Genomic DNA, 23,564 nt, shown 5'->3' with positions numbered 1-23,564 from the left:
GGGTCCGACTCTCGGACAGGAGCAGCACCATGGCGTTTCTCGGAGCCGACACCGACGAGCTGCGCGAGGTCGGGCAGCAGTTCCAGGAGGGCAAGGAGACGACCGACCAGGTCATCACCTACCTCAAGGCCCTGATCGCGATCCTGCGGGCTGCCTCGCTGTTCAGCGGCGGCGCGAGCCTGGCCTACGCCCAGTACCTCGAGTCCACCGTCGTCCCGTGGCTGGAGAAGATCTCGCAGGCCCTCGGCCTGTTCGCCAAGGTCCTCGGGGCCCAGGCCGACGCCCAGGACCAGGCCAGCGACGGCGGCACCGTCGACTTCGGCTCGCTGCCGACGTACCAGTCCCCGGCCCTGCCGGCGCCCATCACGCCGTACGAGGGGGCGCCGCTGGGCGGCACCCCCGGCGCCGGCGCCGGCACCCCGGCCGGTACGACGCCGGGCGGCGCCGGCGTACCGCTGGGCAGCGGCACCAGCGAGGGCCCCAAGCTCACCATCGGCGACAACGGGCACCTGATGATCGACACCGGCATCGACCTCGACGGGCCCGGCGGCAGCACCGGCAGCCCCGGCAGCACCGTCAACGCCATGCCGACCACCGAGCTCGGGTCGTCCACGGTGGGTGCCACCGGCGGCACCGGGTTGAAGCCCGTCGACCTCGGCACCTTCGGCAGCTCCGCGGGCGGCCCCGCGGGTGGCTCCGGCGGCCTCGGGTCGGCCGGCGGCATCGGCGGTGGCGGCGGCCTCGACACCGGCTCGGTCGGCGGCGGGTCGACCGGGTCCGGGACCGGCGCCTCGGTGGCCGGCCCCGTGGCCGGACCCGGCGAGAGCGCCCTCGGCAGCAGCAGCATCGGCGGCAGCCCGACCGCGTCGGGCCAGCCGGTGGCCGACGGCGGCCTCGGCGGGCCCGCCCCCGGCGCGGACTCGCTCGCCGCCGGCGGCGGCATGCCCCAGGCCTCGTCGGCCGGCGAGTCGTCCGGCGGCGGCCCGTCGTACGGCGCCGCGGCCGGGATCGCCGGTGGCGCGGCCGCCCTGGGCCTCGGCGGTGCGGCCCTGGCCAGCCGTGGCGGCGCGGGTGGCGGCGACGCCAAGATCGACCAGCTGGCCGCCAGCAACGGCCGCGGCTCTCGTGGCGAGGGCGTCCGCGAGCTCCAGGAGCGGCTCACCGCCGCCGGCTACGACACCCAGGGCGCCGACGGTGCCTGGGGTCCCAACACCCAGGCCGCCTACGACGCCTACCGCGCCGAGCACCCGCTGCCCGTCCAGGCCGGCCAGGGCTACAGCTCGCCCACCGGCTACGACTACAACCAGATCACCGGCGTGCGCGGCAACCCCAACGTCACCCCCGAGTTCCTGCGCCAGGTCGAGGGCATGTCCCAGCGGCTCGGCGCCCGGCCCGAGCACCTGATGGCCGCGATGAGCTTCGAGACTGGCGGCCAGTTCTCCAGCGACGTCCGCAACCCGCGCAGCAGCGCCACCGGCCTGATCCAGTTCATGGACTCCACCGCCCGCGGGCTCGGCACGACCACCAGCGAGCTCGCCCGGATGACGCCCACCGAGCAGCTCGCCTACGTCGAGCGCTACTTCGAGCCCTACCGGGGCCGGCTCGGCGACCTCGAGAGCGTCTACACCTCCATCCTCGCCGGCAGCCCCCACTCGGGCGACGAGGCCCTGTTCACCCGCGGCGAGCGGGCCTACGGCCCCAACCGCGAGCTCGACGCCAACGGCAACGGCGTCATCACGGCCGCCGAGGCCACCGCACACGTCCGGTCCCGCATGGGCGCCGGCGGCAACTGAAGCACCCACCACCCCAACCACGAGTTCAGCACGAACTAGAAGAGGAGCAGTTCCATGGCCATGAAGGGTATGGATGTCGAGGCCGGTCGCCAGGCGTCCCAGCAGATCACGCAGGGCTCGCAGGAGCTCGAGGCACTCACCGGCCGGATGACCCAGGTCATCCAGGGGTTCGACTGGATCGGACCCGACGCCGACCGCACCCGCGACAGCTGGAACAGCGACTACGTCACGATGCTCCAGCGCGTCAGCCAGTCGCTCACCGAGTTCTCGACCCTGATCAACAACCAGGCCCAGGAGCAGGAGACCGTCAGCACCTGAGCCTTCGGCCCCGGGCCTTCGGCCCGCACGGGCGTCGCGCTCGCTGCGCCCGCCGCTCTGCTGTTCCGTACGAACACGCTTGCTTCGACCGCGTTCGTACGGCGTGTCACCGGTGTTGGCACGGCGCCTCCGGCGCGTGAGCAACACCGGTGGCACGGGGCCCGTGGTCGCCGTCCCTACGGCTGCTGGCCCCACCCGACGACCGCCGGTGTCCCCCGGCGGTCGTCGCCATTTCCGCCCGCACCGGTCTAGACCGATCACCGAGGAGCACGTCATGCAGAGCTGGACCCTCTCGCTGCGGACCGCGGCCGAGACCGGGCTGCCGTCGGTCGACGTCGCCGTGCAGGCGCGGGGGGAGGCGACGGTGGCCGACCTGGCGCGGGCGATCGGCCAGCACGTCGCACCCGACCAGCCGCAGCTGCTCCTCGTGCCGGTCGACGGCGGCCACCCGTGGCCGGCCGACCGGCTGGTCTCCGAGTGCGGGCTGCGCACCGGCGACCTCCTCGACGTGGTGACCGCGCCGACGTCGTGGCTCAACCGGGTCTCCAGCTCCGCCCGTCCCCGCGCGGTCCTGCGGGTCACCGACGGCCCCGACCGCGGGCAGCGCCTCCACGTGCGCGGCAGCTCGCTCACCCTCGGGCGCGGCTCCTCGTGCACCCTGCGCCTGACCGACCCGCTGGTGAGCCAGCGGCACGCGCGGATCGTCCTCGGCGTCCGCCCCGTCGTCTACGACGAGGGGTCGGCCAACGGCACCCTCGTCGGCGGCGAGCGCATCGTCTCCGGCCGCGAGATCGACTGGGGCACCCCGATCCGGCTCGGGCGCAGCACCCTGGTCGTCGACCCCGGCGAGCTGCCCACCGAGGCTCCCGCCGTCTCGGTCTTCCGGCCCCCGCGGTTCGGCGACCCGCTGGTCGAGGAGGTCCTCGAGGTCCCGTCGCCGCCGTCGAAGACCCGCCCCTCGCCGATGCCCTGGGCGATGCTGATGCTGCCGATGGTGATGGGTGTCGCGCTGTTCGCCCGCGCCCGCAGCATGTACGCCGTCATCTACATGCTGGCCTGGCCGGTCCTGGGCTACCTCGGCTGGCGCCAGCAGAAGCGGGCCGCGGAGAAGCAGTTCCAGGAGGACCTCGCCGACTGGCGGGCCGACGTCGACGACTTCCTCACCCGGATCGACGAGCACGCGAAGCGCCAGCGCCAGCAGTTCCACGACGACTACCCCGACGCCGAGACGCTGCGCACCCGCGCCGCCAACCGCGACCCCTACCTGTGGGCCCGCTCGGAGACCCGCCAGGCGTTCCTGGTGACCCGGCTCGGGATCGGCACCGTGCCGGCGATGCTGCGCGGCGAGATCACCGACGGAGGCGACCGTGCCACCCGCCGCACGGTGGCGCAGGAGTTCCAGCAGCGCGAGGCACTGAGCGACATGCCGGTCCTGGCCGACCTGACCGAGCACCCGCTGGTCGCGATCACCGGCGAGCCAGCCGAGGTCGACGCCCTGGTGCGCTCGATGATGCTGCGCCTCGCCTTCGACCACTCCCCCACCGACCTCAGCGTGGCGGGCTGCTTCGGTCGCGGCCGGGCCGGCCACGAGGCCTGGCTGCGCTGGCTCCCGCACGCCACCGCCCGCGTCGGCGGCGAGCCGCCCGTCGCCGTCGGCGCCCGCGCCGCCACCGCGCTGCTCGACCACCTGGTCACCGAGGACACCGGCCGCGGCCACACGATCTGCTTCGTCGACGAGGACGCCGGCATCGCGCGGCGCACCGTCGAGGCCGTCGCCGCGGTGGCCGCCGAGCGCGGCATCCACCTGGTCTGGCTCGGCCGCAACGCCGCCGAGGTCCCCGCCGCGACCTCGCTGCGCATCGACCTGGCCACCGGCGAGGTCGGCAGGGCCGACCGGATGGGCATCGCGCACATCGACACCCCCGACGCCGTCTCGCTCGACCAGGCCTGGCGCGCGGCCCGGCTGATGACGGCGTACGTCGACGAGGCGGCCGTGCTGCCGCCGAGCACGGCGATCCCGTCGGTGGTGCGGCTGCCCGAGCTGAGCACCGACTTCGAGGACCTCGACGACGTCACGGCCGTGACCCGCCGCTGGCAGCAGTCCAGCGGCCTGCGCGCCCAGATCGGCGCCGGCATCGACGGCGTCACCACCATCGACCTGCGCGAGGACGGCCCCCACGGCCTCGTCGCCGGCACCACCGGCTCCGGCAAGAGCGAGCTGCTGCAGTCGCTGCTGTGCTCCCTGGCGCTCAACAACCCGCCGTCGCGGATGAACTTCCTGCTCGTCGACTACAAGGGTGGCGCCGCCTTCCGCGAGTGCGCCGACCTCCCGCACACCGTCGGCTACATCACCGACCTCACGCCCGCGCTGGTGCAGCGGGCACTGACCTCGATCGGCGCCGAGATCGCCTACCGCGAGCACCTGCTCGGCCAGTACGGCGTCAAGGACCTCGTCCAGCTCGAGCGCGAGCGGCCCGACGTCGCCCCGCCCAGCCTGCTCATCTGCGTCGACGAGTTCGCGGCGCTGACCGCCGAGGTGCCGGAGTTCGTCGACGGGATGGTCAACATCGCCCAGCGCGGCCGCTCGCTCGGCATGCACGTGCTGCTGGCCACCCAGCGGCCGCAGGGCGTCGTCACCGGCAACATCAAGGCCAACGCCGACCTGCGGATCTCGCTGCGCGTCTCCTCCCCCGACGACTCGCGCGACGTCATCGACAGCCCCGAGGCCGCGCGGATCTCGCGTCGTACGCCGGGGCGGGCGTGGATCCGTCGCACCGGGCACGGCACCGCCGAGCTGGTGCAGTCGGCGTGGACCGGAGCCCGCGAGCCGATGGCCGGATCCGAGGTCCCGGTCCTGGTCAGCCCGTTCAGCGCCGTGACCGCCGGGAGCGAGACGGCCGGGCCCGAGCAGCGGCTCAACCCGCGCACCGACCTCGAGCGCTGCGTGCACACCATCAGCGAGACGTTCCTGGTCTCGGGCGCCGAGCCGCCCAAGCGCCCCTGGCTACCGGCCCTGCCGGCCGAGCTCCCCCTCGACGTCGACGCGCTGGTCGCCGGCGCCGCCGGTCGCACCAGCGGCAACGTCACCATCGGCCGCATCGACGAGCCGGAGGCCCAGCGCCAGCCCGAGCTGTCCCTCGACTTCGCCGCGATCGGGCACGTCCTGGTGCACGGCGCCTCCGGCTCGGGCAAGACCGAGCTGCTGCGCTCGGCCGCCCTGAGCGCCTCGCTCGCCGACACGTTCGGCAGCTACGAGGTCGCGCCGTACGTCTACGGCATCGACTTCGCCGGCGGCGGCCTCGCTGCGATCAGCGGGGTGCCCACGGTCGAGGCGATCGTCACCGAGGCGCAGCCCGGCCGGGTGATGCGCCTGATCCGGCTGCTGCGGCGGACCATGGACGAGCGCGCGCAGGCCCTGGCCGCCCGCGGGTGCGCCGACCTCGACGACCTGGCCCGCCAGGGCGCCGCGCTGCCGCGCGTCTACGTGCTGATCGACAACCTCCCCTCGATGGTCGAGAGCCTCGAGACCGGCGGAGGTGTAGCCCCCGCGCACGTGGAGAGGCTGCAGACCGTGCTCCAGAACGGACGACGCGTGGGCATCCACGTCATCGCCACCGCCCCCGGGCGCACGGGGGTGCCGACCTCGCTCGGGTCGACGTTCGGCCGCCGGATCGTGCTGCGGATGACGACGTCCGACGACTACCTGATGCTCGGCGTGCCCGGCAACGTGCTCGACGCCGACAGCCTCCCGGGTGCCGGGCTGCTCGGGAAGCGCAGCGTGCAGGTCCAGACCACGGGCGGCGCGGGCACGCCGGTTCAGGCCGAGCGGATCGAGGCCATCAACCGGCTGCTGCTGCCGCGGGTGCAGGGCCGGGCGACCGCCCCGGTGCCGCCGATGCCGGCCCGGCTGGACCAGGCGGCCCTGCCGGCCCCGCGCGGGGCACGGGTGCCGCTGGCCGTCGACGCCGACGCGGTCGCCGTCCTCGAGGTCGACCTGCTGGCGGGACCGGTGCTGATCGCCGGCCGGGCCCGCACCGGGCGGACCGGGGCGCTCGACGGGCTGCAGGCCCTCGTCGCCCGCAGCGACCGCCCGCCGACGGTGATCCGCGAGGCCGACTACGCCGCCACCGCCGACGCCGTGTCGGCGTGGCTGTCCCGGCCGGTCACGGAACGTTCCGACGACGGATGGGCTCTGGTCATGGTCGACGACGCCCATCTCTGGGATGCTGCAGTCGGAGTCGACGAAGCGCGACGTACCGCGCGGGACCGTCTCCTGGGTGATCTCGGCTCCCATGCCCACCGGATCGGCTTGGTGGTCACCGCCGACACCGCCCAGGCGAAGGCCCGGGGTGGTCCGGAGGGCCTGGTCGAGACCGCCCGCCGGACCCGGCGTGGGTTCCTCCTCACCCCGGAGTGGGCCGACGGCGATGCCCTGGGCGCGACGGTCCCGACCAAGACCACCGAACCGCTCACCGGACCCGGGCGTGGGGTGTGGTGCGACGGCGGAACCGCATGGGTGGCGCAGCTCGTCCACTCGGCAGGACAGCACACGACGCAGGAGATGTGATGACCGGTCAGGACTCGGGACAGACCACGACGACGTGGAGCGGGCGGCTGCGCACGCTGGTGCCGGACGTGCTGCGCACGCGCGCCCGCGCCGCCCGCCGCTCGCGGGGCGCGGCCGAGCTGTCCGTCCTGGCGGTCACCGGCTCGCTGGTCGCGGGCGTCTTCTTCGGCCAGGGCATCAGCGGCACGGCGGTCGAGGTGGCCGACGGCCTGACCTGGCTGAGCGACGACCCGAACGGTCAGGTGATCCAGGTCAACCCCGCCACCGGGCAGCTCGAGGTCAAGCAGCTCGTCGGCGCCGCCGGCCACGACATCGACGTCCAGGGCGAGCTCGGCGGCCAGATGTACGTCGCCGACCACACCTCCGGGCGGCTGCTGGCCTTCGACCTGAGCAGCATCCTGGTCTCCGGCCAGCGCCGGATCAGCACGGGCGGCGTGGTCTCCACGGTCTACAACGACGACGGCGTCTTCCTCGTCGACCGCGAGGAGTCCACGATCTCGGCGATGGACCCGCTCACCACGGGGGCCATCGGCACCATCTGGGTCGCCCCCTCGGGCCTCGCCGACGCCGCCGTCGACGGCGCGGGCACCATCTGGGCGCTGGAGGACGACGGGACCCTCCACCAGCTCGACTGGGACACCGAGACCCTGTCCTTCGACGACGAGGAGGAGTCCGTCGGCTTCGGCGGCGACGGCTCCGTCCTCGTCGCCCACGACGAGGGCGTCACGGTCTTCGGACCCGACTCCGGCCGGGTCGCCCAGGTCGGCACCGGCCACGACCTCGACGCCCGCGCCCCCAAGGTGATCGGCACGGTCCTGGCGCCCGAGGAGGCGCCTCGCGACCTGGTCCCGGCGTCCTCCGACAACGGCTACGTCGTCATGGTCACCCCGCGCGGCATCCTCGAGGTCGACATGGACTCGATCGGCTGTCCCGACCCGGGCACGCCCGAGGTGTTCCGCGAGCAGGTGTGGGTGCCGTGCCTGGGCGAGGCCCGCGTGGTGCGGCTCGGGCCCGACGGCCGCCGCGCCGACGAGGACATCGACACCCCGGGCAGCGACGACCCCGAGCTGGTCCTCGACGACGACAACCTGATCATCAACACCCCCGGGTCGGCCCAGGGCATCGTCATCCGCAGCGACGGCAGCCGTACGACGATCGTCCGCGAGGACGCGACGCTGCCGACCAACGACCTGACCCCCACCATCACCCCGCCCGTCGACCCGGTCCCGGAGCTCATCGACGACGTCCTCGACGTCGTCGACCCGCGGCCCGACACACCGGACACGCCGGACACCACCCCGCCCGGCACGACCCCGCCCACCGGCACCCCCTCGACCGGCAGCCCGTCGACCGACGGCCCGTCGACCGAGGACCCCCGCGACCCGCCCGGCCCGAGCTGCGACCCGTCCGACGACGGTCCCTCGACCGCGGGCCGGGGCCGCGACGGCGACCGGGACGGCCGGGGCGGCCGGGGCGGTGGGCGCGACGGCGACCGGCAGGCCTGCCCCCGCAACCCGCCACCGAGCGGCGACGCCGGCCAGCAGGTGTCGGCCCCCACCGACGTCGTGGCGACGTCGGTGGGCGAGGCCCAGGTCGAGATCGCCTGGAGGCACAGCGGCATCCCCCGGGCAGACGGTTTCGTGGTGCGCTCCAGCGACGGCGAGAGCTACAAGATCCGCAGCGGGACCTTCCGCGCCTTCGTCGACGTCGCCGCGGGCGTCCCGACCACCTTCACCGTCGCCGCCGTCCTGGGGTCGCGCCAGGCGGTGTCCGACCCGAGCGACCCGGTCGTCTCGACGGCCCGGCCCGGGGCCCCGACGGTGACGGCCACGGCGAGCTACCAGGGCGACGACGTCCTGGAGCGCTTCGTCCTCGACATCCGGTGGTCCGGCGCTGCCGCCAACGGCGAGACCATCACCGCCTACGACGTCCAGGTCACCACGCCCGAGGGCATCCGCGCCGAGCAGGTCCCGGGCACCGAGGACAGCCTCCAGCTCGCCTGGACCTGCAGCTACCAGGTCGACCCGTCGTGCAAGGTCGGCGGCAGCTACCAGGTCTCGGTGCTGGCCCGCAGCCGCCTCGGCACCGGCAAGCCAGGCACCACCGCCGGCGACGCACCGCCGCAGCCCCCGCCGCCGCTGCCCGACGGCAACCGGCAGCACGTCGCCGCCTCGAACCCGCGCACCGACGCCGCCGCCGACGACGGCACCGGCTCCATCGACGTGCGGCTGCGGCCGACGAGGGAGTGGGCCCGCTTCCCCGGGTCCTGCAGCTACACCCTCGACGGCGGGGCACCGCAGCCGCTGGCGTGCGGCGCGACGTCGGTGGCGATCCCCTACCAGAACGGGATCGCCTACCAGCCCGACGACGGCGTGTTCGAGCACACCGTGGTCTTCCAGGCCGCCAACGACCGGGGCGTCTCGTCCAGTGCGCCGTGGTCCTTCACCACGCGGCAGACCCCCCTCGCGCCGCCACCGCCCCCGGAGGAGCCGGCCCCCGCCGAGGGCGGGTGAGCACTACCCTGAGCAGCCGCTGACGTGCGGCTGACCAGCCACCCCGCCCGACCCCCGCGAGAAGAGGCCCCATGACCGCGCTGATCAACCCCGCGGCCCCCGGAGAGCAGGAGATCACCGGCTTCGGCCTCCTGCACCAGCGACTCGGGGACGCCGTCGAGGGCGCGGTCCACGGCAAGCGGGCGGTGGTCGACCTGGTCCTGGTGGCGGCGTTCGCCGGCGGGCACGTGCTGCTCGAGGACGTGCCCGGCACCGGCAAGACGACGCTGGCCCGCGCCATCGCCCGCGCCATGGGCGGCCGGGTCGGCCGGATCCAGTTCACGCCCGACCTGCTCCCCAGCGACGTCACCGGCACCACCGTCTTCGACCCGCGCGACGGTCAGATCCGGTTCCGGCAGGGACCGGTCTTCGCCAACGTGGTGCTGGCCGACGAGATCAACCGCGCCGCCGCCAAGACCCAGTCGGCGCTGCTCGAGGTGATGCAGGAGCGCACGGTCACCGTCGACGGCGTGGGCCACCCCGTCCCGCGGCCCTTCGTGGTGGTCGCCACCCAGAACCCGATCGACCTCGAGGGCACCTACCGGCTCCCCGAGGCCCAGCTCGACCGGTTCCTGCTGCGCACCTCGCTGGGCTACCCCGACGCCGAGCACGAGATCGAGGTGCTCCGCCCGGGCAGCAACGCGGGCCTGGTCGACGACGTCCCCACGGTGACGACGCCCGAGGAGGTCGCGGCCGTCTCCGAGCAGCTGACCCGCCTGCACGTCGCCGACCCGATCCTGCGCTACGTGCGCGAGATCGGCACGACGATCCGCCGCGACCCCCGGGTCCGGGTGGGCGTCAGCACCCGCGGCCTCAAGGCCCTGGTCGGCTGCCTGCAGGTGTACGCCGCCGCCCGCGGTCGGCACTACGTCGTCCCGAGCGACGTCCAGCGGCTGGCCGAGCCGGTCCTGGCCCACCGCACGGTCCTGGCCCGCGACGCCGTGCTGGCGGGGCACACCAGCGAGGGCGTCGTCCACGACGTCCTCGACACGGTGCAGCCGCCGCAGCCCGACGCGGGCTGACCGGCACCCGCGGCATGGGTGGAGTGCGCTCGGTCTGGACGAGCACGACCGGGCGGGGCCGGGCGGTCGCCGTGCTCGGCGTACTGCTGCTCGTGGCCGGCCTGGTGTGGCACTACCTGCTGGTCGCCACCCTCGGCGGCCTGCTGCTGGCGCTGGTCCTCGTCGAGCTCGTCGCGGTGCTCGCGGCGCGCCCGGTCAAGGTGGACCGCGAGGTCGAGCCACGGGTCGTCGTCCGCCAGGCGCCGTGCGAGGGACGCCTGCGGGTCCTCGGCAGGCGGCGGCGCGGGCTGGTCCGGCTCGACGTCGCCGACCGCGTGCAGGGCGCGCTCGTGCCGGTGTCGCTGCCCGACCGGACCGGCCCCGACCAGCCGGCGGCCACGGTGACCTACCCGATCCCCACCCCGCGGCGCGGCCTCGTCGACGTCGGTCCGGTGCAGGTGCGCCTGGCCGGGCTGACCGGGATGGCCGCTCGCTCCACCCGCTCAGGCCCGGTCGACCAGGTGCGGGTGCTGCCGCGGCGGGTTCCGGTGTCCGGGATGCTGCCCGGGCACCGGCGCGCGGTCGCCGGCACCGACGAGGCCCACGAGCTCGGCGGCACGGACCTGGTCGGGCTCCACGAGTACGTCGTCGGCGACGACCTGCGCCGCCTGCACTGGGCCACCAGCGCCCGCACCGGCACCCTGATGGTGCGCGAGGACGCCGAGCCGTCCCAGGCCCACCTGTGCGTGCTGCTGGACGACCGGGCCGCGGCCTACCTCGGTGACGACGACCTGTTCGAGGAGGCCGTCGAGGTGGCCGCCGCGCTGTGCCGCAGCGGGATCGAGGACGGGCTCCCGGTGCGGCTGCACACGGTCAGCGACCGGCGCGAGGTGCGGGTGCCGGCGTCGGTGACCCGCCGGGCGATGCAGGAGCACCAGGACCTCGACTGGCTGCTCGCCGAGATCGACCTCACCGACGCCCGGTCGCGCATCGAGCTGCACACCCGCGACCTCGACGTGGCCGTGGCGGTGACCGGCCCCGGGTCGGCCGTGCGCGACCTCGGCCTGGCCCTCGGTGAGGCACCGACCCGGGTGGTGGCGGTCGCCGACCCGGCGCCGCTGGTCGGCGCCCACCAGGAGGCCGGGCTCCTCGTGCTCCGCGGTGCGACCTCGGTGTCGCTGGCGGCGTCGTGGGACGCGGCGGTGGCCCGGTGAGCGCCCCCGAGGGCGTCCTCGCGCGCGCGGTGCGGCTGGCGTGGCCGGTCGCGCTCGTGGTGCTGGGCGCGCTGGTGCTCGCCACCGCCTGGCACCGGTGGACGGTGTCGCTGCTGTTCGCCGCGGTGGCCGCCGTACCGCTGCTGCTCCTGCGCGGGTGCCTGCGCGCGGGGATGTCGCGGTGGTTCGCCTCCTCGATGATCGTGCTGCTCACGGTGATGACCGCCTACCTGGCCACCGCGGGCGCCGACCTCTCCCTGGGGCAGACCGTCTCCGACGCCGTGCCCCGGCTGCTCTCCGCTCCTCTCCCGTACGCCGCGCAGCCCGACCTGCTGGTCGGGCCGCTGCTGCTGACCGCGCTGGTCTCGCTGCTCGTCGGCCTGCGCACCGACAGCCGGCTCCGGGTCGAGCCGGTCGCAGGCAGCGCCGTCCTCTACCTCGCCGGCGTGCTGCTCACGGCCGGGGACGCCGACCCGGTCGGCCTGGTGGCGGTGCTGGTGCTCGTGGTCGCGCTGCTCGGCTGGGTCTTCCTCGACGAGCACAGCGAGCCGGTGCGCCAACGGCTCTCGATCGCCGGCCCCGTCACGGTGGTCGGGGTGGGCGCCCTGGCCGCCGCGGCGACCCTGCCGGTGGGGGCGGCGTACGAGCCCCGCGGCCTGGTCGACCCGCCCACGGTCGAGGTGGTGGCGAGCAACCCGCTCACCCAGCTCGGTGCGTGGGCCAACAACCCCGAGGTCGAGCTGCTCCGCACCCGGGGGCCGGAGGTGCCGCTGCGCCTGGTCGTCCTCGACGAGTACGACGGCCGGCAGTGGACCACCTCGACCCGCTTCGAGGCCCTGCGCACCGACGGCCACACCGGGCTCGAGCCGGGGCCCTACCGCCAGGACGCCACGGTGCAGGTCGAGTTCGTCGAGCTCGGGGGGAGCTGGCTCCCCTCACCCGGCCTCCCGACCTCGGTCGGGCTGCCGGGCGCGCTGGTCGACCCGGGCACCGGCACCCTCTACGCCAGCGAGGACACCGCCGGTGCCAGCTACGTCGTCACCGGCGCGTACGACGACCCCCCGGCCTCGGTCCTCGACACGGCGGTCCCGCCGGTGGAGGACCTCCAGCGGCTCACCGCCCTGCCCCCGCTACCCAAGCCGCTCGCCGACTTCGCCCGTCGCGCCGGGAGCCAGGGGGCGACGCCGTACCAGCGGGCGTCGACGATCGCCACCATCGTGCGAGAGGGCTACGAGCAGTCGCCCACCGCGATGTCCGGCTCGGCCCTGTGGCGGCTCGACCGCTTCCTGCTGCGGGGGAAGGCGACGCCGGGCGGCGGGGTCGGCACCGCCGAGCAGTTCGCCTCGGCGTTCGCCGTGCTCGCCCGCTACAACGGCCTCCCGACCCGCGTCGTGGTCGGGTTCCAGCCCGGCGAGCTCCTCGACGACGGCACCCGCATGGTGCACGGCGACGACGCCACCGCCTGGGGCGAGGTGTACTTCGAGGGCGCCGGCTGGGTGCCCTTCTCCCCCAGCCCCGAGGACGACACCTTCACCCCACCCGCCCCGGTCGAGCCGACCACCCCGCTGCTCCCAGAGGAGGCGCCCACGGGTTCGGCCGGCCCCACCCCGACCCCGGGCGCGCCGACTCCCGACACCGGCGCCGATGCCGACGCCGACGAGGCCGACGGGCCCGTGGTGGTCGACGACGGCGACGGGCTCCGGCCGGTGCTGCTGCTCAGCGGCGGTCTGGTCGCGCTCCTGGTGCTGCTGGTGGCCCTGCGCGGCATCCGGCGGTGGCGCCACGCCCGGCGCGGGGCCGTCGGCGCGTGGGCCGAGGTGGTCGACGCCCTCCACCTCGCGGGGATGCGGCCGGCGCCCCACCAGCCGGCCGACGACGTGGCCGCCGGCCTCGACGCCCGGCTCGGCACCCGGTCGGCGCGGATCGCCGCCGGGGCGGAGCAGGTGGCGTTCGGGCCGCCGTCCGAGACGCCTGGTCGCGCGTCCGACCGCAGCGGGCTGCGCGCCGCGGTGCGCGACGTACGACGCCGGGTGCGGCGCACGGTCCCGCTCTGGCGTCGGTGGTGGTGGTTCCTCGACCCGCGACCGCTGCTGCGGCGCTGAGTCGCCGGGTCGCTACCAGTCGCTAGCGGGGCTCGAACCCGAACGTCGTGATCTCGCCGCAGTGGGCGGACTCCTCGCTGATCCCCCAGACGCCGTTGGGCAGGCGGGCGATCAGGTAGAAGCAGGCGCTCCCGAGCGGGAGCCGCTCCTCGAGCTCGACCGTCTCCGGCGTGCGGCCCGACCCGGGCGGGTACTCGACGATCCGCCGGCCACCGGGGTACTCCTCGGACGACATCACCAGCAGGAACCGCGCCTCGTCGTCGGTGGGGTCGGTCCACTGGGCCGTCAGCTCCACGCCGTTGTAGTCGACGGTGCGCAGCAGCGGTGTCAGGTCGGACTGCGGGTCGCCGACCAGGACGTTCCCCTCGTCGACCCCCCCGTCGACCCCGCCGTCGGCTCCGGCGCCGACCGCGGACGGGCCCGGCTCCGGCGCGGCCGGGGGGGCCGGGTCGTCGTCGTCGCGCAGCACGGCGCCGAGGATCCCGAGCAGGAGGCCGATGACGAGGGCCATCGCACCCAGCACGAGCGGCAGGCGACGCCGGCGGGACGGCGCCTCCTCCTGCGGCGCCTCGGGCGCGGTGACCGGCTCGGCCGGGGGCGCCCCGGTCGGGTCGGGCAGCCCGGTGCCGGTGGGCGCGGCGTCGGCGACGCGCAGCTCGTGGGAGGCGGCGGAGATCGCGACCGGCGCCGGCTCGGGAGCCTCGGCGCGCGGCGGGATCGGGCTGGGGCTGATCGGGCTGGGGCTGATCGGGCTGGGGCTGATCGGGCTGGGGCTGATCGGACTGGCGCCGATCGGCTGCAGCGGCCCGCCGTACGCCCCGGCCGGCGCAGCGGTGGCGGTCTGGGTGGGTGTGGGGGTGGGGGTGGGTGTCGGCGTGTGCTCGGGGGGCGCCGGCGCCTTGGCGAGGGTCGGGGGGCCGGGCGGTCGGGGGGCGGTGCCGGGCTCCCACGCCGAGGCGCGCAGGCCGTGCAGGGCGTCCCGCAGCTCGGCCGCCGAGGACCAGCGGCCGGCGACGTCCTTGTCGAGGCACCGGGCGATCACCGGCGCGAGGCGCTCGGCGCCGGGCACGTCGAGCGGGCGGTGGGGCTCGGTACGGGCGCGGCGCAGGTAGGCCAGCGCCGAGTCCTCGTCGGGGTCGTCGCTGGCGAACGGCGGCCGGCCGTCGAGGAGGGTGAACAGCGTCGAGCCGAGCGACCAGAGGTCGTCGGCCGCCGTCGGTGGGTGGCCGTCGAGGATCTGGGGCGCGGCGTGGCGGTAGGTGAACGTCTCCGCCGAGGAGGTGTGCTCGGAGTCGACCAGCCGGGCGATGCCGAAGTCGGCGAGCACCCACGACGTGGGCAGCACCAGTACGTTCTGCGGCTTGACGTCGCGGTGCAGGACGCCGCGCTCGTGGGCGAACGACAAGGCGTCGGCCAGCACCTCACCGATCCGGCCGACCTCCTCCGGCGCCAGCGGGCCGTGGGTCTTGAGACGGTCGTGGAGGGTGCCGCCCTCGAAGAAGTCCATCACCACGGCCGGGCGCCCGGACGCGGTCGTGCCGGTGGCCAGCACGGTGACGATGTTGGGGTGCTGGCGGCCGAGCTGGACGGTGATCTCGATCTCGCGCGCGAACCGCGCCGCCCGCGCCGGGTCGCTGGTGGTGTCGATGCTGAGCACCTTGATCGCGACGTCGCGCCCCAGCGCGACCTCGCGGGCCCGGTAGACCACCGAGTCGCCGCCCCGGCCGATCTCGACGAGGTCGACGTAGCCCGCGAGCTGCTCGACCGGCTCGGCCTGCGGCGCCGGGGGGCGCCACGCTGCGTCGGTGCCGTGCTCCCCCGATGCTCCCGACGTCATGGCTGCAGCCTAGGAGGCACCGGGCCCCGCCGGGCTACGGCGGGGCGAACGGAACGTCTCGAGATCACACGTCGTCGGACGTGCCGGACTCCTCGTCGGTTGCCGCGTCGCCGTCGGCGTCCGTCGACGGGGCGTCGGTGGCCTCGTCGGTGGCCTCGTCCTCGGGCTCACCGATGGTGCCGTCGGGACGCAGGTTCTTCAGCTCGACCGGGTTGCCCGAGGCGTCGCTGACGACGGCGGACTCCACGACCAGGGCCAGGGCCTTGCCGCGCAGGATCTCCTGCACGAGGTCGGGGATGTGGTTGTGCTCGAACATGTGGTTGGCGAACTCCTGCGGGTCCTGCCCAGACTGCTGGGCACGGCGCACGAGGTGCTGGGAGAGCTCGGCCTGGTCGATGCCGAACTCCTCCTTCTGGGCGATCTCGTCGAGCAGGAACTGCGCGGCCACGGCGTCGCGGACCCGGCGCTCGAGGTCGGCCTCGAACTCCTCGATGGTCTGGCCCTCGTCCTCGAGGTACTTCTCCATCGTGATGCCGGCGTAGACCAGCTGCTGCTCGACGCTCTGGCGCCGGGCGTTGAGCTCGTCGGTGACCATCGACTCGGGCAGCGGGATCTCGACCTTCTCCAGCAGCGCCTCGAGGACGGCGTCGCGCGCCTCGGCGGCCTGCTCGAGCCGCTTGCCGCGACCGAGCCGCTCGCGCACGTCGGCGATCAGCTCGTCGACGGTGTCGAACTCCGAGGCCATCTGGGCGAACTCGTCGTCGACCTCGGGCAGCTCCTGCTCCTGCACCTGGGTGACCTTGACGCTGACCTCGACCTTCTCGCCGACCAGGTCGCCGCCGACCAGCTCGGTCTCGAAGACCTTGTCCTCGCCGGCGGACAGGCCGACCAGCGCCTCGTCGAGGCCCTCGATCATGCCGCCGCGGCCGACCTTGTAGGACATGCCGGAGACCTCGGCGCCCTCGACCGGCTCGCCACCCTGGGTGGCGGAGAGGTCGAGCACCACGAAGTCGCCGTCGGCGGCCGCGCGCTCGACGTCGTTGAGGGTGCCGAAGCGCTCGCGGAGCGCCTCCACCTGCTCGTCGACGTCGGCGTCGGAGACCTCGGCGTCGGCGACCTCGGCGGTCAGGCCGGCGTAGTCGGGGACGTCGATGGACGGCTTGACGTCGACCTCGGCGGTGAACTCGAAGCCCTCGTCGTCACCGACCTCGAGGCCCTCGATCTCGGGCTGCGCCAGCGGCGTGAGGTCGTTGGCCTCGAGCGCCTCGCGGTACTTGACCGGCAGCGTGTCGTTGATGGCCTGCTCGAGCACGGCCCCGCGGCCGACCTGGCGGTCGATCACCATCGGCGGCACCTTGCCACGGCGGAAGCCCGGCACGTTGATCTGCTTGGCGATCGCTTGGTAGGCGGCGTCCAGGCTCGGCTTGAGCTCGTCGAAAGGCACCTCGACGGTGAGCTTGACCCGGGTAGGGCTCAAGGTCTCGACGGCGCTCTTCACAGGGTGTCTCCTTCAGGTCTTTGTCACGCGTCAGGTGGTGGTGTCTGTCGGGGCGACAGGACTCGAACCTGCGATCTCCTGCTCCCAAAGCAGGCGCGCTAGCCACTACGCTACGCCCCGCCAAGTCAGGCCCCGCCGGGCACCCGGAGGCGCTGCGGACCCGCTTGGAGCGGATGACGGGAATCGAACCCGCGTAATCAGTTTGGAAGACTGAGGCTCTACCATTGAGCTACATCCGCGCACCAGGGAGCAGTCGCTCCCGTAGCACCCGGAATCCTCCCACAAGGGCCCCGACGCCGACCAAACGGCAATCCCCCCGGTGGTGGTCGGTGCGGTGCCCGGTGTGCCGGGCGGGACCCGGCGCGGGGCGTGACGGCCGCCGCCCCGGACCCGGGCCCAGCCCCGGTCAGGTCCGGTGCACCACCAGCACGGCGCGGTCGTCGTTCGTCGAGCCGAGCTCGGCGGCGAGGCGCTCGGCGGCGCCGGTGAAGCTGCCGCGCAGCAGCGACTCGGCCTCGCCGAGCATCCGGTCGATGCCCAGGTCGATGTCGACGCGCGGCTCCTCGACCATGCCGTCGGTGTAGAGCAGCACGGCGTCACCGCTGCCGAGGCGGCCGCGGACGACGTCGAAGGTGGCGCCGTCGATGAGCCCGAGCACCGGGCCGTCGCTGCGCAGCACCGACCAGCGGCCGGCGCCGGCGAGGCGGTGGACGGCGGGCGGGTGCCCGGCGGTGCGGACCTCGAAGTCGCCGGTCCCGAGGTCGAGCCAGAGGTGGATGGCGGTGGCGAAGCCCTCGTCCCACTCCTGGCGCAGCAGGTAGTCGTTGGCCGCCGGCAGGAAGTGCGCGGCCGGCATCGCTCCGAGCAGCCCACCGAAGGCGCCCGAGAGGAGCAGCGCCCGGGTGCCGGCCTCCTCCCCCTTGCCGGAGACGTCGACGACGACGATCTGGATGCTGCGGGAGTCGCGGCTCTTCGCGGCCACGACGAAGTCGCCGGCGAACGCCGTCCCGCCCGCCGAGCGCAGCGCCGACTCGACCACCCAGCCCGCGGGCAGTCCCGGCAGGGTGCCCTGGTCGAGGATCCGGTCGCGCAGGTCGACGAACATGGTCTCCCCGCGCAGGCCGGCCACGCCCAGGCGGGTGCGGTGGAGGCTGGTCACCAGCACCACGAGCGCGACCGCGAGCTGCACGGCCGCCGCGCCGATGGTCTTGGTCGTGTACTCCTCCTGCTGGCTCAGGCAGTAGCCGAGCAGGCCCAGGTCGAGCAGCACGAACCACGGCAACGTGCGCGGGCCGAGCAGGATGCTGCCCAGCACGAGCGGGAGCACCAGGCTGGTGAACGGCATCTGGTCGGGGAAGTACGTCACCAGCACCGCGACGGCGACCGAGAACACCGCGAGCGCGATCGCCAGGCGCGTCTCCACCGAGGCACCGCGCCGACGCAGCCGGGTGACGGCCCGGCGGAGGCCGGGCGCAGGCCGGAGCCGGGGCGCCGGGGTGGCGGTCGTCATGGGTGCTGGTCTCTCGCCGGTCGTGGGGATCGGATGGCCGCGGTCCGGCTCGTCCTCACCCTAGTGCGCGAGAGCGGAACGCAGGCTGACAACGCGAGCACCAGAAGACGTTGCGTCCCTCCAGCACGGCGGTCGCGACCTTGCGGCCGCAGACCAGGCACGGCTGGGCCGTGCGCCGGTAGACGTAGACCTCGCCGCCGTGGTCGTCGCGGCGCGGCTCGCGGCCCATCGCCTCGGGGGTGTGCTCGGGCCGGACCGTGTCGATCCGCCCGGTCAGCACCCCCTCACCCATCAGGACCACCAGGTCGTCCCACATGGCCTGCCACTGCGAGACGCGCAGCGAGCTGCCCGGGCGCAACGGGTGGAGCCGGTGCCGGAAGAGCACCTCGGCGCGGTAGACGTTGCCGACGCCGGCGAGCACGCCCTGGTCCATCAGCAGGGCGCCGATCGCCTTGCGGCTGCGGCGGACCCGGTCCCAGGCGCGGGTCGGGTCGGCGTCCGGGCGCAGCGGGTCGGGTCCGGACCGGGTGACCACGGCGTCGCGCTGCTCGGCGGTGACGAGGGCGCAGATGATCGCGCCGCGCAGGTCGGCGTACGCCGTGCCCGCCGGCCCCGTCGCGGCGATCCGCAGCCGGACCTGCCCCACCGGGGGCGGGACCGCGTCGACGCCGGTGCGCACGTCGAACGTGCCGATCAGCCCGAGGTGCACGTGCACGAACCGGTCGCCGTCGAAGCGCACGAACAGGTGCTTGCCCCACGACTCGGCGTCGTCCAGCACCGCGCCGTCGAGGAGCGCCGCCTCGGCGGCGAACCGTCCCTGCGGGCTGCTGACGGCGACCGTGCGGCCGCCGAAGGCCCCGGCGAGGTCGCGGGCGAGGCGGTGGAGGGTGTGCCCCTCAGGCATCGGTGCTCGGCAGGTCCGGGTTCTGCGGCACCCGCGCCGACCCGGGCAGCTCGGGCAGCCCGCCCCCCGTCTCGTACGTCGCCAGCTGGGCGATGCGCCGCACGTGCCGCTCGTCGCCGCTGAACGGCGTGGCCAGGAACACCTCCACGAACCGGGTCATCTCCTCGAGGGTGTGCATCCGGCCACCGACCGAGAGGACGTTGGCGTCGTTGTGCTCCCGGGCCAGGGAGGCCGTCTGCTCCGACCAGGCCAGGGCCGACCGGACGCCGGCGACCTTGTTGGCGGCGATCTGCTCGCCGTTGCCCGACCCGCCGATCACCACACCCAGGGTGGCGACACCCTCGCCCTGCTCGCGGGCCACGGCCTCGGCGGCGCGCAGGCAGAACACGGGGTAGTCGTCGAGGGGATCGTGGACGAACGGGCCGTGGTCGACCGGCTCGTGGCCGTGCTCGGTGAGCCAGGCGGCCAGGTGGTCCTTGAGCTCGAGTCCGGCGTGGTCGCTGCCGAGGTGCACGCGCATGACGGGAAGTCTTCCAGAACCCACCGTCACAGGACGGCGACGGGCTCGGCGGGGCGCTCGGGGCTCAGCGCGGGTGGGAGCGCAGGAACGCCGCGACGTGCTGCATCAGTGGCTCGGCCGCGACGTAGGACCCGTGGTGGCGCCAGAACCCGTGCGGCTGGCCGAGCCAGCGCGTCGCGACCACCTCGACGCCTGCCGCCGCGACCAGCCGGGCCAGGTGCTCGCCCTCGTCGCGGGACGGGTCGTGCTCGGCGGTGGCGACCAGCGTCGGCGGCAGGGCGCCGAACCGGTCGGAGGTGAGCGGCGCCAGGTCGGGGTCGGTGAGGTCGGGGTCCGGGCCGGCGAGCTGGCGCCAGTACCACGCGACGTCGGCGGCGCCGAGGCCGTCGGACTCGGTGCGGTGCGACTCGGAGGAGGCGGTGGGGTCGAGGAAGGGGTAGATCAGCGCGAGCGCGGCGAAGCGGCCCGGGTGGCGCAGGGCCGCCCCCAGCGCCAGGTGGGCTCCGGCGCTGTCGCCGTGGAGGTGGGCCGGGCCGTCGAGGTCGTGGTCGCCCGTGTGCTCGTCGAGCCACGCGACGACCGCGTCGGCGTCGCGGACCGCGGCCGGGTGGGGGTGCTCCGGCGCCAGTCGGTAGTCGACCGAGAGCACCGCTCTCCCGACCCGGTTGGCCAGGCGGCGGCACGCCGGGTCGTGCACCTCGACGTCGTTGAGCACGAACCCGCCGCCGTGCAGGTGCACCACCACGCCGGCCGACGCCCCGGCCGGGCGGTAGAGACGGCACGGCACCCCGCCGGCGTCGACGTCGCGGACCTCCGCGACGTCCTCGCGGGGGAGGTCGAGCGCGGCGGCGTGATCGGCGGCGCGGGCGGCGGCGATGTCGTAGCCCTCGGCGTGGACATGCGGCTCGCCGGCCGCGGCGTCGACGGCGGCCTGGGCGTCGGGGAACAGCACGGCGCTCAGCGGCTCTCGAGGGCGAGCCGGGCGCCGAGCGCCGCAAAGGTGGCGGCGAACGCCTTGCGGATCCGGTTCACCAGGCGCGGCCGGGTGAGCACGCGGTCGCGCACGGCCGCCGCGCCGACGCCGTAGGCGGCGAAGACGACGAACGTCATCAGCATGAACACCCCGCTGAGCAGCAGCATCCGCGGCAGCGCACCGGGCGAGCCGGCCGGCACGAACTGCGGCAGGAACGCGAAGAAGAAGATCGTCAGCTTGGGGTTGAGCAGGTTGAGCGTGACACCCTCCACCAGCACCTTGCGCCGGCTCACGACCGGGCGCTCGCCGTCGGGCACCCCCAGCGCACCGGTGTCGCGCCACGTCGACCAGGCCATCCAGAACAGGTAGGCGACGCCGGCGTACTTGATCACCGCGAACGCGACACCGCTGGCGTGCAGGACGGCCGCGAGACCGGTGATCGCGGCGACCAGGTGCGGCACCGTGCCCAGGGTGCAGGCGAACGCGGCCAGCACGCTCGCCCGGGCGCCGCGGGTCAGGCCCGCCGCGAGGGTGTACAGCGCACCGGTGCCGGGCGTGGCCACGATGACCAGGCTGGTGAGCAGGAAGGTCAGGCTCATGGCGGGACCGTACGCCGATGAGTCGGTCCCGCGCGACCGGTCTTTGCGTCATGATCATCGTCGCCGGACACCTCACCGTCGATCCCGCCGGGCGTGACGACTACCTGCGCGGTTGCGAGCAGGTCGTCCGCCTGGCCCGCGCGGCCCCCGGCTGCCTCGACTTCGCGATCGGCCCCGACCTGGTGGAGAGCGGACGGATCAACGTGCACGAGCGCTGGTCGTCGCGGCCCGAGCTCGAGGCGTTCCGCGGGTCCGGGCCGTCGGACGAGCAGCAGGACGTGGTGCTCCGGGTCGCGGTCGACGACTACGAGGTCACCGACGCGTCGTCCTGACCGGGATCCCCGTCGTCGCGACCCGGATCCCGTTCGTCGCGACGCTCAGCCGCCGAGCCGAGCGAGCTCCTCCTCGACGACGGAGACGTCGAGCTTGGTGAAGACCGGCGTCGGCTTGGCGACCGGGGTGCCGGGGACGATCGGGCGGCGCTCCCACGCAGGCGCGGAGGTGTAGTCGCCGGTGATGACCGGGTAGCCGGCGCCGCCGTCGAGGTCGTCGACCTCGTCGATGCGCGGCATCGGCGCCACGTCGCCCTTGCCGCCGAGGACGGCGTCGACGGCGTTTGCCGAGAACGGCAGGAACGGCGACAGCACCAGGTTGAGGTCGCTGACGCACTGGGCGACGACGTGCAGGATCGTGCCGAGGCGCTCGCGCTCGTCGTCGCCCTTGAGCTTCCAGGGCTCGGAGTCGGAGACGTACTTGTTGACCTCGGACACGGCGCGCATCGCCTCGCCGATCGCCTGCTTCTGGCGGTGCCGGCCGATCAGGTCGCCGACCACGGCGAACGCCTGCTCGGCCACGGCCAGGATGCGCTCGTCGTCGTCGGTGAGCACGCCGGCGGGCGGGATCTCGCCGAAGTTCTTCGCGATCAGGGTGGCGGTCCGGTTGACCAGGTTGCCCCAGCCGGCGACCAGCTCGTCGTTGGTACGTCGCACGAACTCGGCCCAGGTGAAGTCGCTGTCCTGGTTCTCCGGACCCGCGGCCGCGACGAAGTAGCGGAACGCGTCGGCCTGGTAGCGGCTGAGCAGGTCGCGGACGTAGATGACGACGCGCTTGGAGGAGGAGAACTTGCGGCCCTCCATGGTCAGGAACTCCGAGGAGACGACCTCGGTGGGCAGGTTGAGCACGCCGTAGTCGTGCGGCTCACCGCCCTTGCTCCCCTTGCCGGAGTAGGCCAGCAGCTCGGCGGGCCAGATCTGGCTGTGGAAGGTGATGTTGTCCTTGCCCATGAAGTAGTAGGACAGCGCCTCGGGGTCGTTCCACCACCGGCGCCACGCCTCGGGGTCGCCCGAGCGTCGGGCCCACTCGATCGACGCCGACAGGTAGCCGATGACCGCGTCGAACCAGACGTAGAGCTTCTTGGTCGGGTTGTCGCGCCAGCCCTCGAGCGGCACCGCGATGCCCCAGTCGATGTCGCGAGTCATCGCGCGCGGGCGGATCTCCTTGAGGATGTTCTGGCTGAACCGGATGACGTTGGGCCGCCACAGCCCGGTGGCCGCGCGCTCGTCGAGCCACTCCCCCAGCGCGTCGGCCAGCGCCGGCAGGTCGAGGAAGAAGTGCTGGGTCTCGACGAACTCGGGCGTCTCGCCGTTGATCTTGGAGACCGGGTTGATCAGGTCGGCGGGGTCGAGCTGGTTGCCGCAGGTGTCGCACTGGTCACCGCGCGCGCCGTCGGCACCGCAGATCGGGCAGGTGCCCTCGATGTAGCGGTCGGGCAGGGTGCGACCGGTCGACGGCGAGATCGCGCCGTACGTCGTCTGCTCGACGAAGTAGCCGTTGTCGTGGACGCCCTTGAACAGCTCCTGCACCACGGCGTGGTGGTTGGGCGTGGTGGTGCGGGTGTAGAGGTCGTAGGTGCAGCCGAGCGCGACCAGGTCCTCGGCGATGACCCGGTGGTTGCGGTCGGCGAGCTCCTGCGGCGCGAGCCCGGCCTCGTCGGCGGCGATCAGGATCGGCGTGCCGTGCTCGTCGGACCCCGAGACCATCAGCACGTCGTGTCCGGCCATCCGGGAGTACCGGCTGAAGACGTCGGAGGGCACGCCGAAACCGGCGACGTGGCCGATGTGGCGCGGGCCGTTGGCGTACGGCCAGGCGACGGCTGACAGGACGTGGGTCATGCCCT

General features: G+C 74.4%; 16 protein-coding genes and 2 tRNA genes. 8 read left to right on the top strand and 10 right to left on the bottom strand.

What is annotated here, in order from left to right; all coding sequences use genetic code 11:
• The first annotated feature begins 29 nt into the window (after positions 1 to 29).
• The 7 genes from AC4MBH_RS11225 to AC4MBH_RS11195 all read left to right on the top strand — a co-directional run bounded on the left by AC4MBH_RS11225 (position 30) and on the right by AC4MBH_RS11195 (position 13,547).
• Complete coding sequence (locus AC4MBH_RS11225; protein ID WP_491794952.1) at positions 30 to 1,793, top strand: peptidoglycan-binding domain-containing protein; 1,764 nt, start codon at positions 30 to 32, stop codon at positions 1,791 to 1,793.
• A gap of 54 nt (positions 1,794 to 1,847) precedes the next feature.
• Entirely contained in the window at positions 1,848 to 2,111 is a 264-nt protein-coding gene (locus AC4MBH_RS11220; RefSeq protein WP_491794951.1) for a hypothetical protein, read from the top strand.
• Positions 2,112 to 2,385: 274 nt separating this feature from the next.
• Positions 2,386 to 6,678, top strand: coding sequence for a type VII secretion EssC family protein (locus tag AC4MBH_RS11215; protein ID WP_491794950.1), 4,293 nt, complete (start codon positions 2,386 to 2,388; stop codon positions 6,676 to 6,678).
• Entirely contained in the window at positions 6,678 to 9,191 is a 2,514-nt protein-coding gene (locus AC4MBH_RS11210; RefSeq protein WP_491794949.1) for an NHL repeat-containing protein, read from the top strand. The genes AC4MBH_RS11215 and AC4MBH_RS11210 overlap by 1 nt, the downstream gene beginning before the upstream one ends.
• Before the next feature lie 71 nt (positions 9,192 to 9,262).
• A complete protein-coding gene (locus tag AC4MBH_RS11205; protein ID WP_491794948.1) occupies positions 9,263 to 10,252 on the top strand; it encodes an AAA family ATPase in 990 nt (329 codons plus the stop codon).
• Positions 10,253 to 10,323: 71 nt separating this feature from the next.
• Positions 10,324 to 11,445 (top strand): DUF58 domain-containing protein, encoded by a 1,122-nt coding sequence (locus AC4MBH_RS11200; protein ID WP_491794947.1) that lies wholly within the window; start codon positions 10,324 to 10,326, stop codon positions 11,443 to 11,445.
• Positions 11,442 to 13,547, top strand: coding sequence for a transglutaminase TgpA family protein (locus tag AC4MBH_RS11195; RefSeq protein ID WP_491794946.1), 2,106 nt, complete (start codon positions 11,442 to 11,444; stop codon positions 13,545 to 13,547). Before AC4MBH_RS11200 ends, AC4MBH_RS11195 begins: the two co-directional genes overlap by 4 nt.
• Before the next feature lie 22 nt (positions 13,548 to 13,569).
• Here the strand turns inward: AC4MBH_RS11195 and AC4MBH_RS11190 are convergent, their stop codons facing one another.
• From AC4MBH_RS11190 to AC4MBH_RS11150, 9 genes are all read right to left on the bottom strand, one after another.
• A complete protein-coding gene (locus tag AC4MBH_RS11190) occupies positions 13,570 to 15,384 on the bottom strand; it encodes a serine/threonine-protein kinase (protein ID WP_491794945.1) in 1,815 nt (604 codons plus the stop codon).
• A gap of 64 nt (positions 15,385 to 15,448) precedes the next feature.
• The gene (gene tig / locus AC4MBH_RS11185; protein ID WP_491794944.1) at positions 15,449 to 16,882 is read right to left on the bottom strand and encodes a trigger factor; all 1,434 of its coding nucleotides are present in this window, start codon (positions 16,880 to 16,882) and stop codon (positions 15,449 to 15,451) included.
• A 47-nt stretch (positions 16,883 to 16,929) separates the two neighbouring features.
• Positions 16,930 to 17,002, bottom strand: a tRNA-Pro gene (locus AC4MBH_RS11180).
• 45 nt (positions 17,003 to 17,047) lie between these two features.
• Positions 17,048 to 17,121: transfer RNA gene (locus AC4MBH_RS11175), tRNA-Gly, on the bottom strand.
• Positions 17,122 to 17,288: 167 nt separating this feature from the next.
• The gene (locus AC4MBH_RS11170; protein ID WP_491794943.1) at positions 17,289 to 18,392 is read right to left on the bottom strand and encodes a PP2C family protein-serine/threonine phosphatase; all 1,104 of its coding nucleotides are present in this window, start codon (positions 18,390 to 18,392) and stop codon (positions 17,289 to 17,291) included.
• A gap of 55 nt (positions 18,393 to 18,447) precedes the next feature.
• Positions 18,448 to 19,296: an Fpg/Nei family DNA glycosylase gene (locus tag AC4MBH_RS11165; RefSeq protein WP_491794942.1), complete on the bottom strand. Its 849-nt coding sequence runs from the start codon at positions 19,294 to 19,296 to the stop codon at positions 18,448 to 18,450.
• Positions 19,289 to 19,816 (bottom strand): ribose-5-phosphate isomerase, encoded by a 528-nt coding sequence (locus AC4MBH_RS11160; RefSeq protein ID WP_491794941.1) that lies wholly within the window; start codon positions 19,814 to 19,816, stop codon positions 19,289 to 19,291. Before AC4MBH_RS11160 ends, AC4MBH_RS11165 begins: the two co-directional genes overlap by 8 nt.
• 64 nt (positions 19,817 to 19,880) lie before the next feature.
• Positions 19,881 to 20,768 carry an alpha/beta hydrolase fold domain-containing protein gene (locus AC4MBH_RS11155; RefSeq protein ID WP_491794940.1) on the bottom strand — a complete coding sequence of 296 codons (888 nt, stop codon included), beginning with the start codon at positions 20,766 to 20,768 and terminating at the stop codon, positions 19,881 to 19,883.
• A 5-nt stretch (positions 20,769 to 20,773) separates the two neighbouring features.
• Positions 20,774 to 21,388, bottom strand: a complete 615-nt coding sequence (locus AC4MBH_RS11150) for a LysE family translocator (protein ID WP_491794939.1) — start codon at positions 21,386 to 21,388, stop codon at positions 20,774 to 20,776.
• A gap of 17 nt (positions 21,389 to 21,405) precedes the next feature.
• On the opposite strand from AC4MBH_RS11150, the gene AC4MBH_RS11145 reads away from it, so the two are divergent.
• Positions 21,406 to 21,720, top strand: a complete 315-nt coding sequence (locus AC4MBH_RS11145; RefSeq protein WP_491794938.1) for a putative quinol monooxygenase — start codon at positions 21,406 to 21,408, stop codon at positions 21,718 to 21,720.
• Positions 21,721 to 21,765: 45 nt separating this feature from the next.
• On the opposite strand, the gene metG is transcribed toward AC4MBH_RS11145, so the two are convergent.
• Complete coding sequence (metG, locus tag AC4MBH_RS11140) at positions 21,766 to 23,559, bottom strand: methionine--tRNA ligase (protein ID WP_491794937.1); 1,794 nt, start codon at positions 23,557 to 23,559, stop codon at positions 21,766 to 21,768.
• Between the last annotated feature and the right edge of the window lie 5 nt (positions 23,560 to 23,564).

The organism is Nocardioides sp. WJ219 (assembly GCF_058559815.1).
The sequence above is the reverse complement of the archived record's forward strand: the minus strand, read 5'-3'. Positions and strand labels throughout refer to the sequence as shown.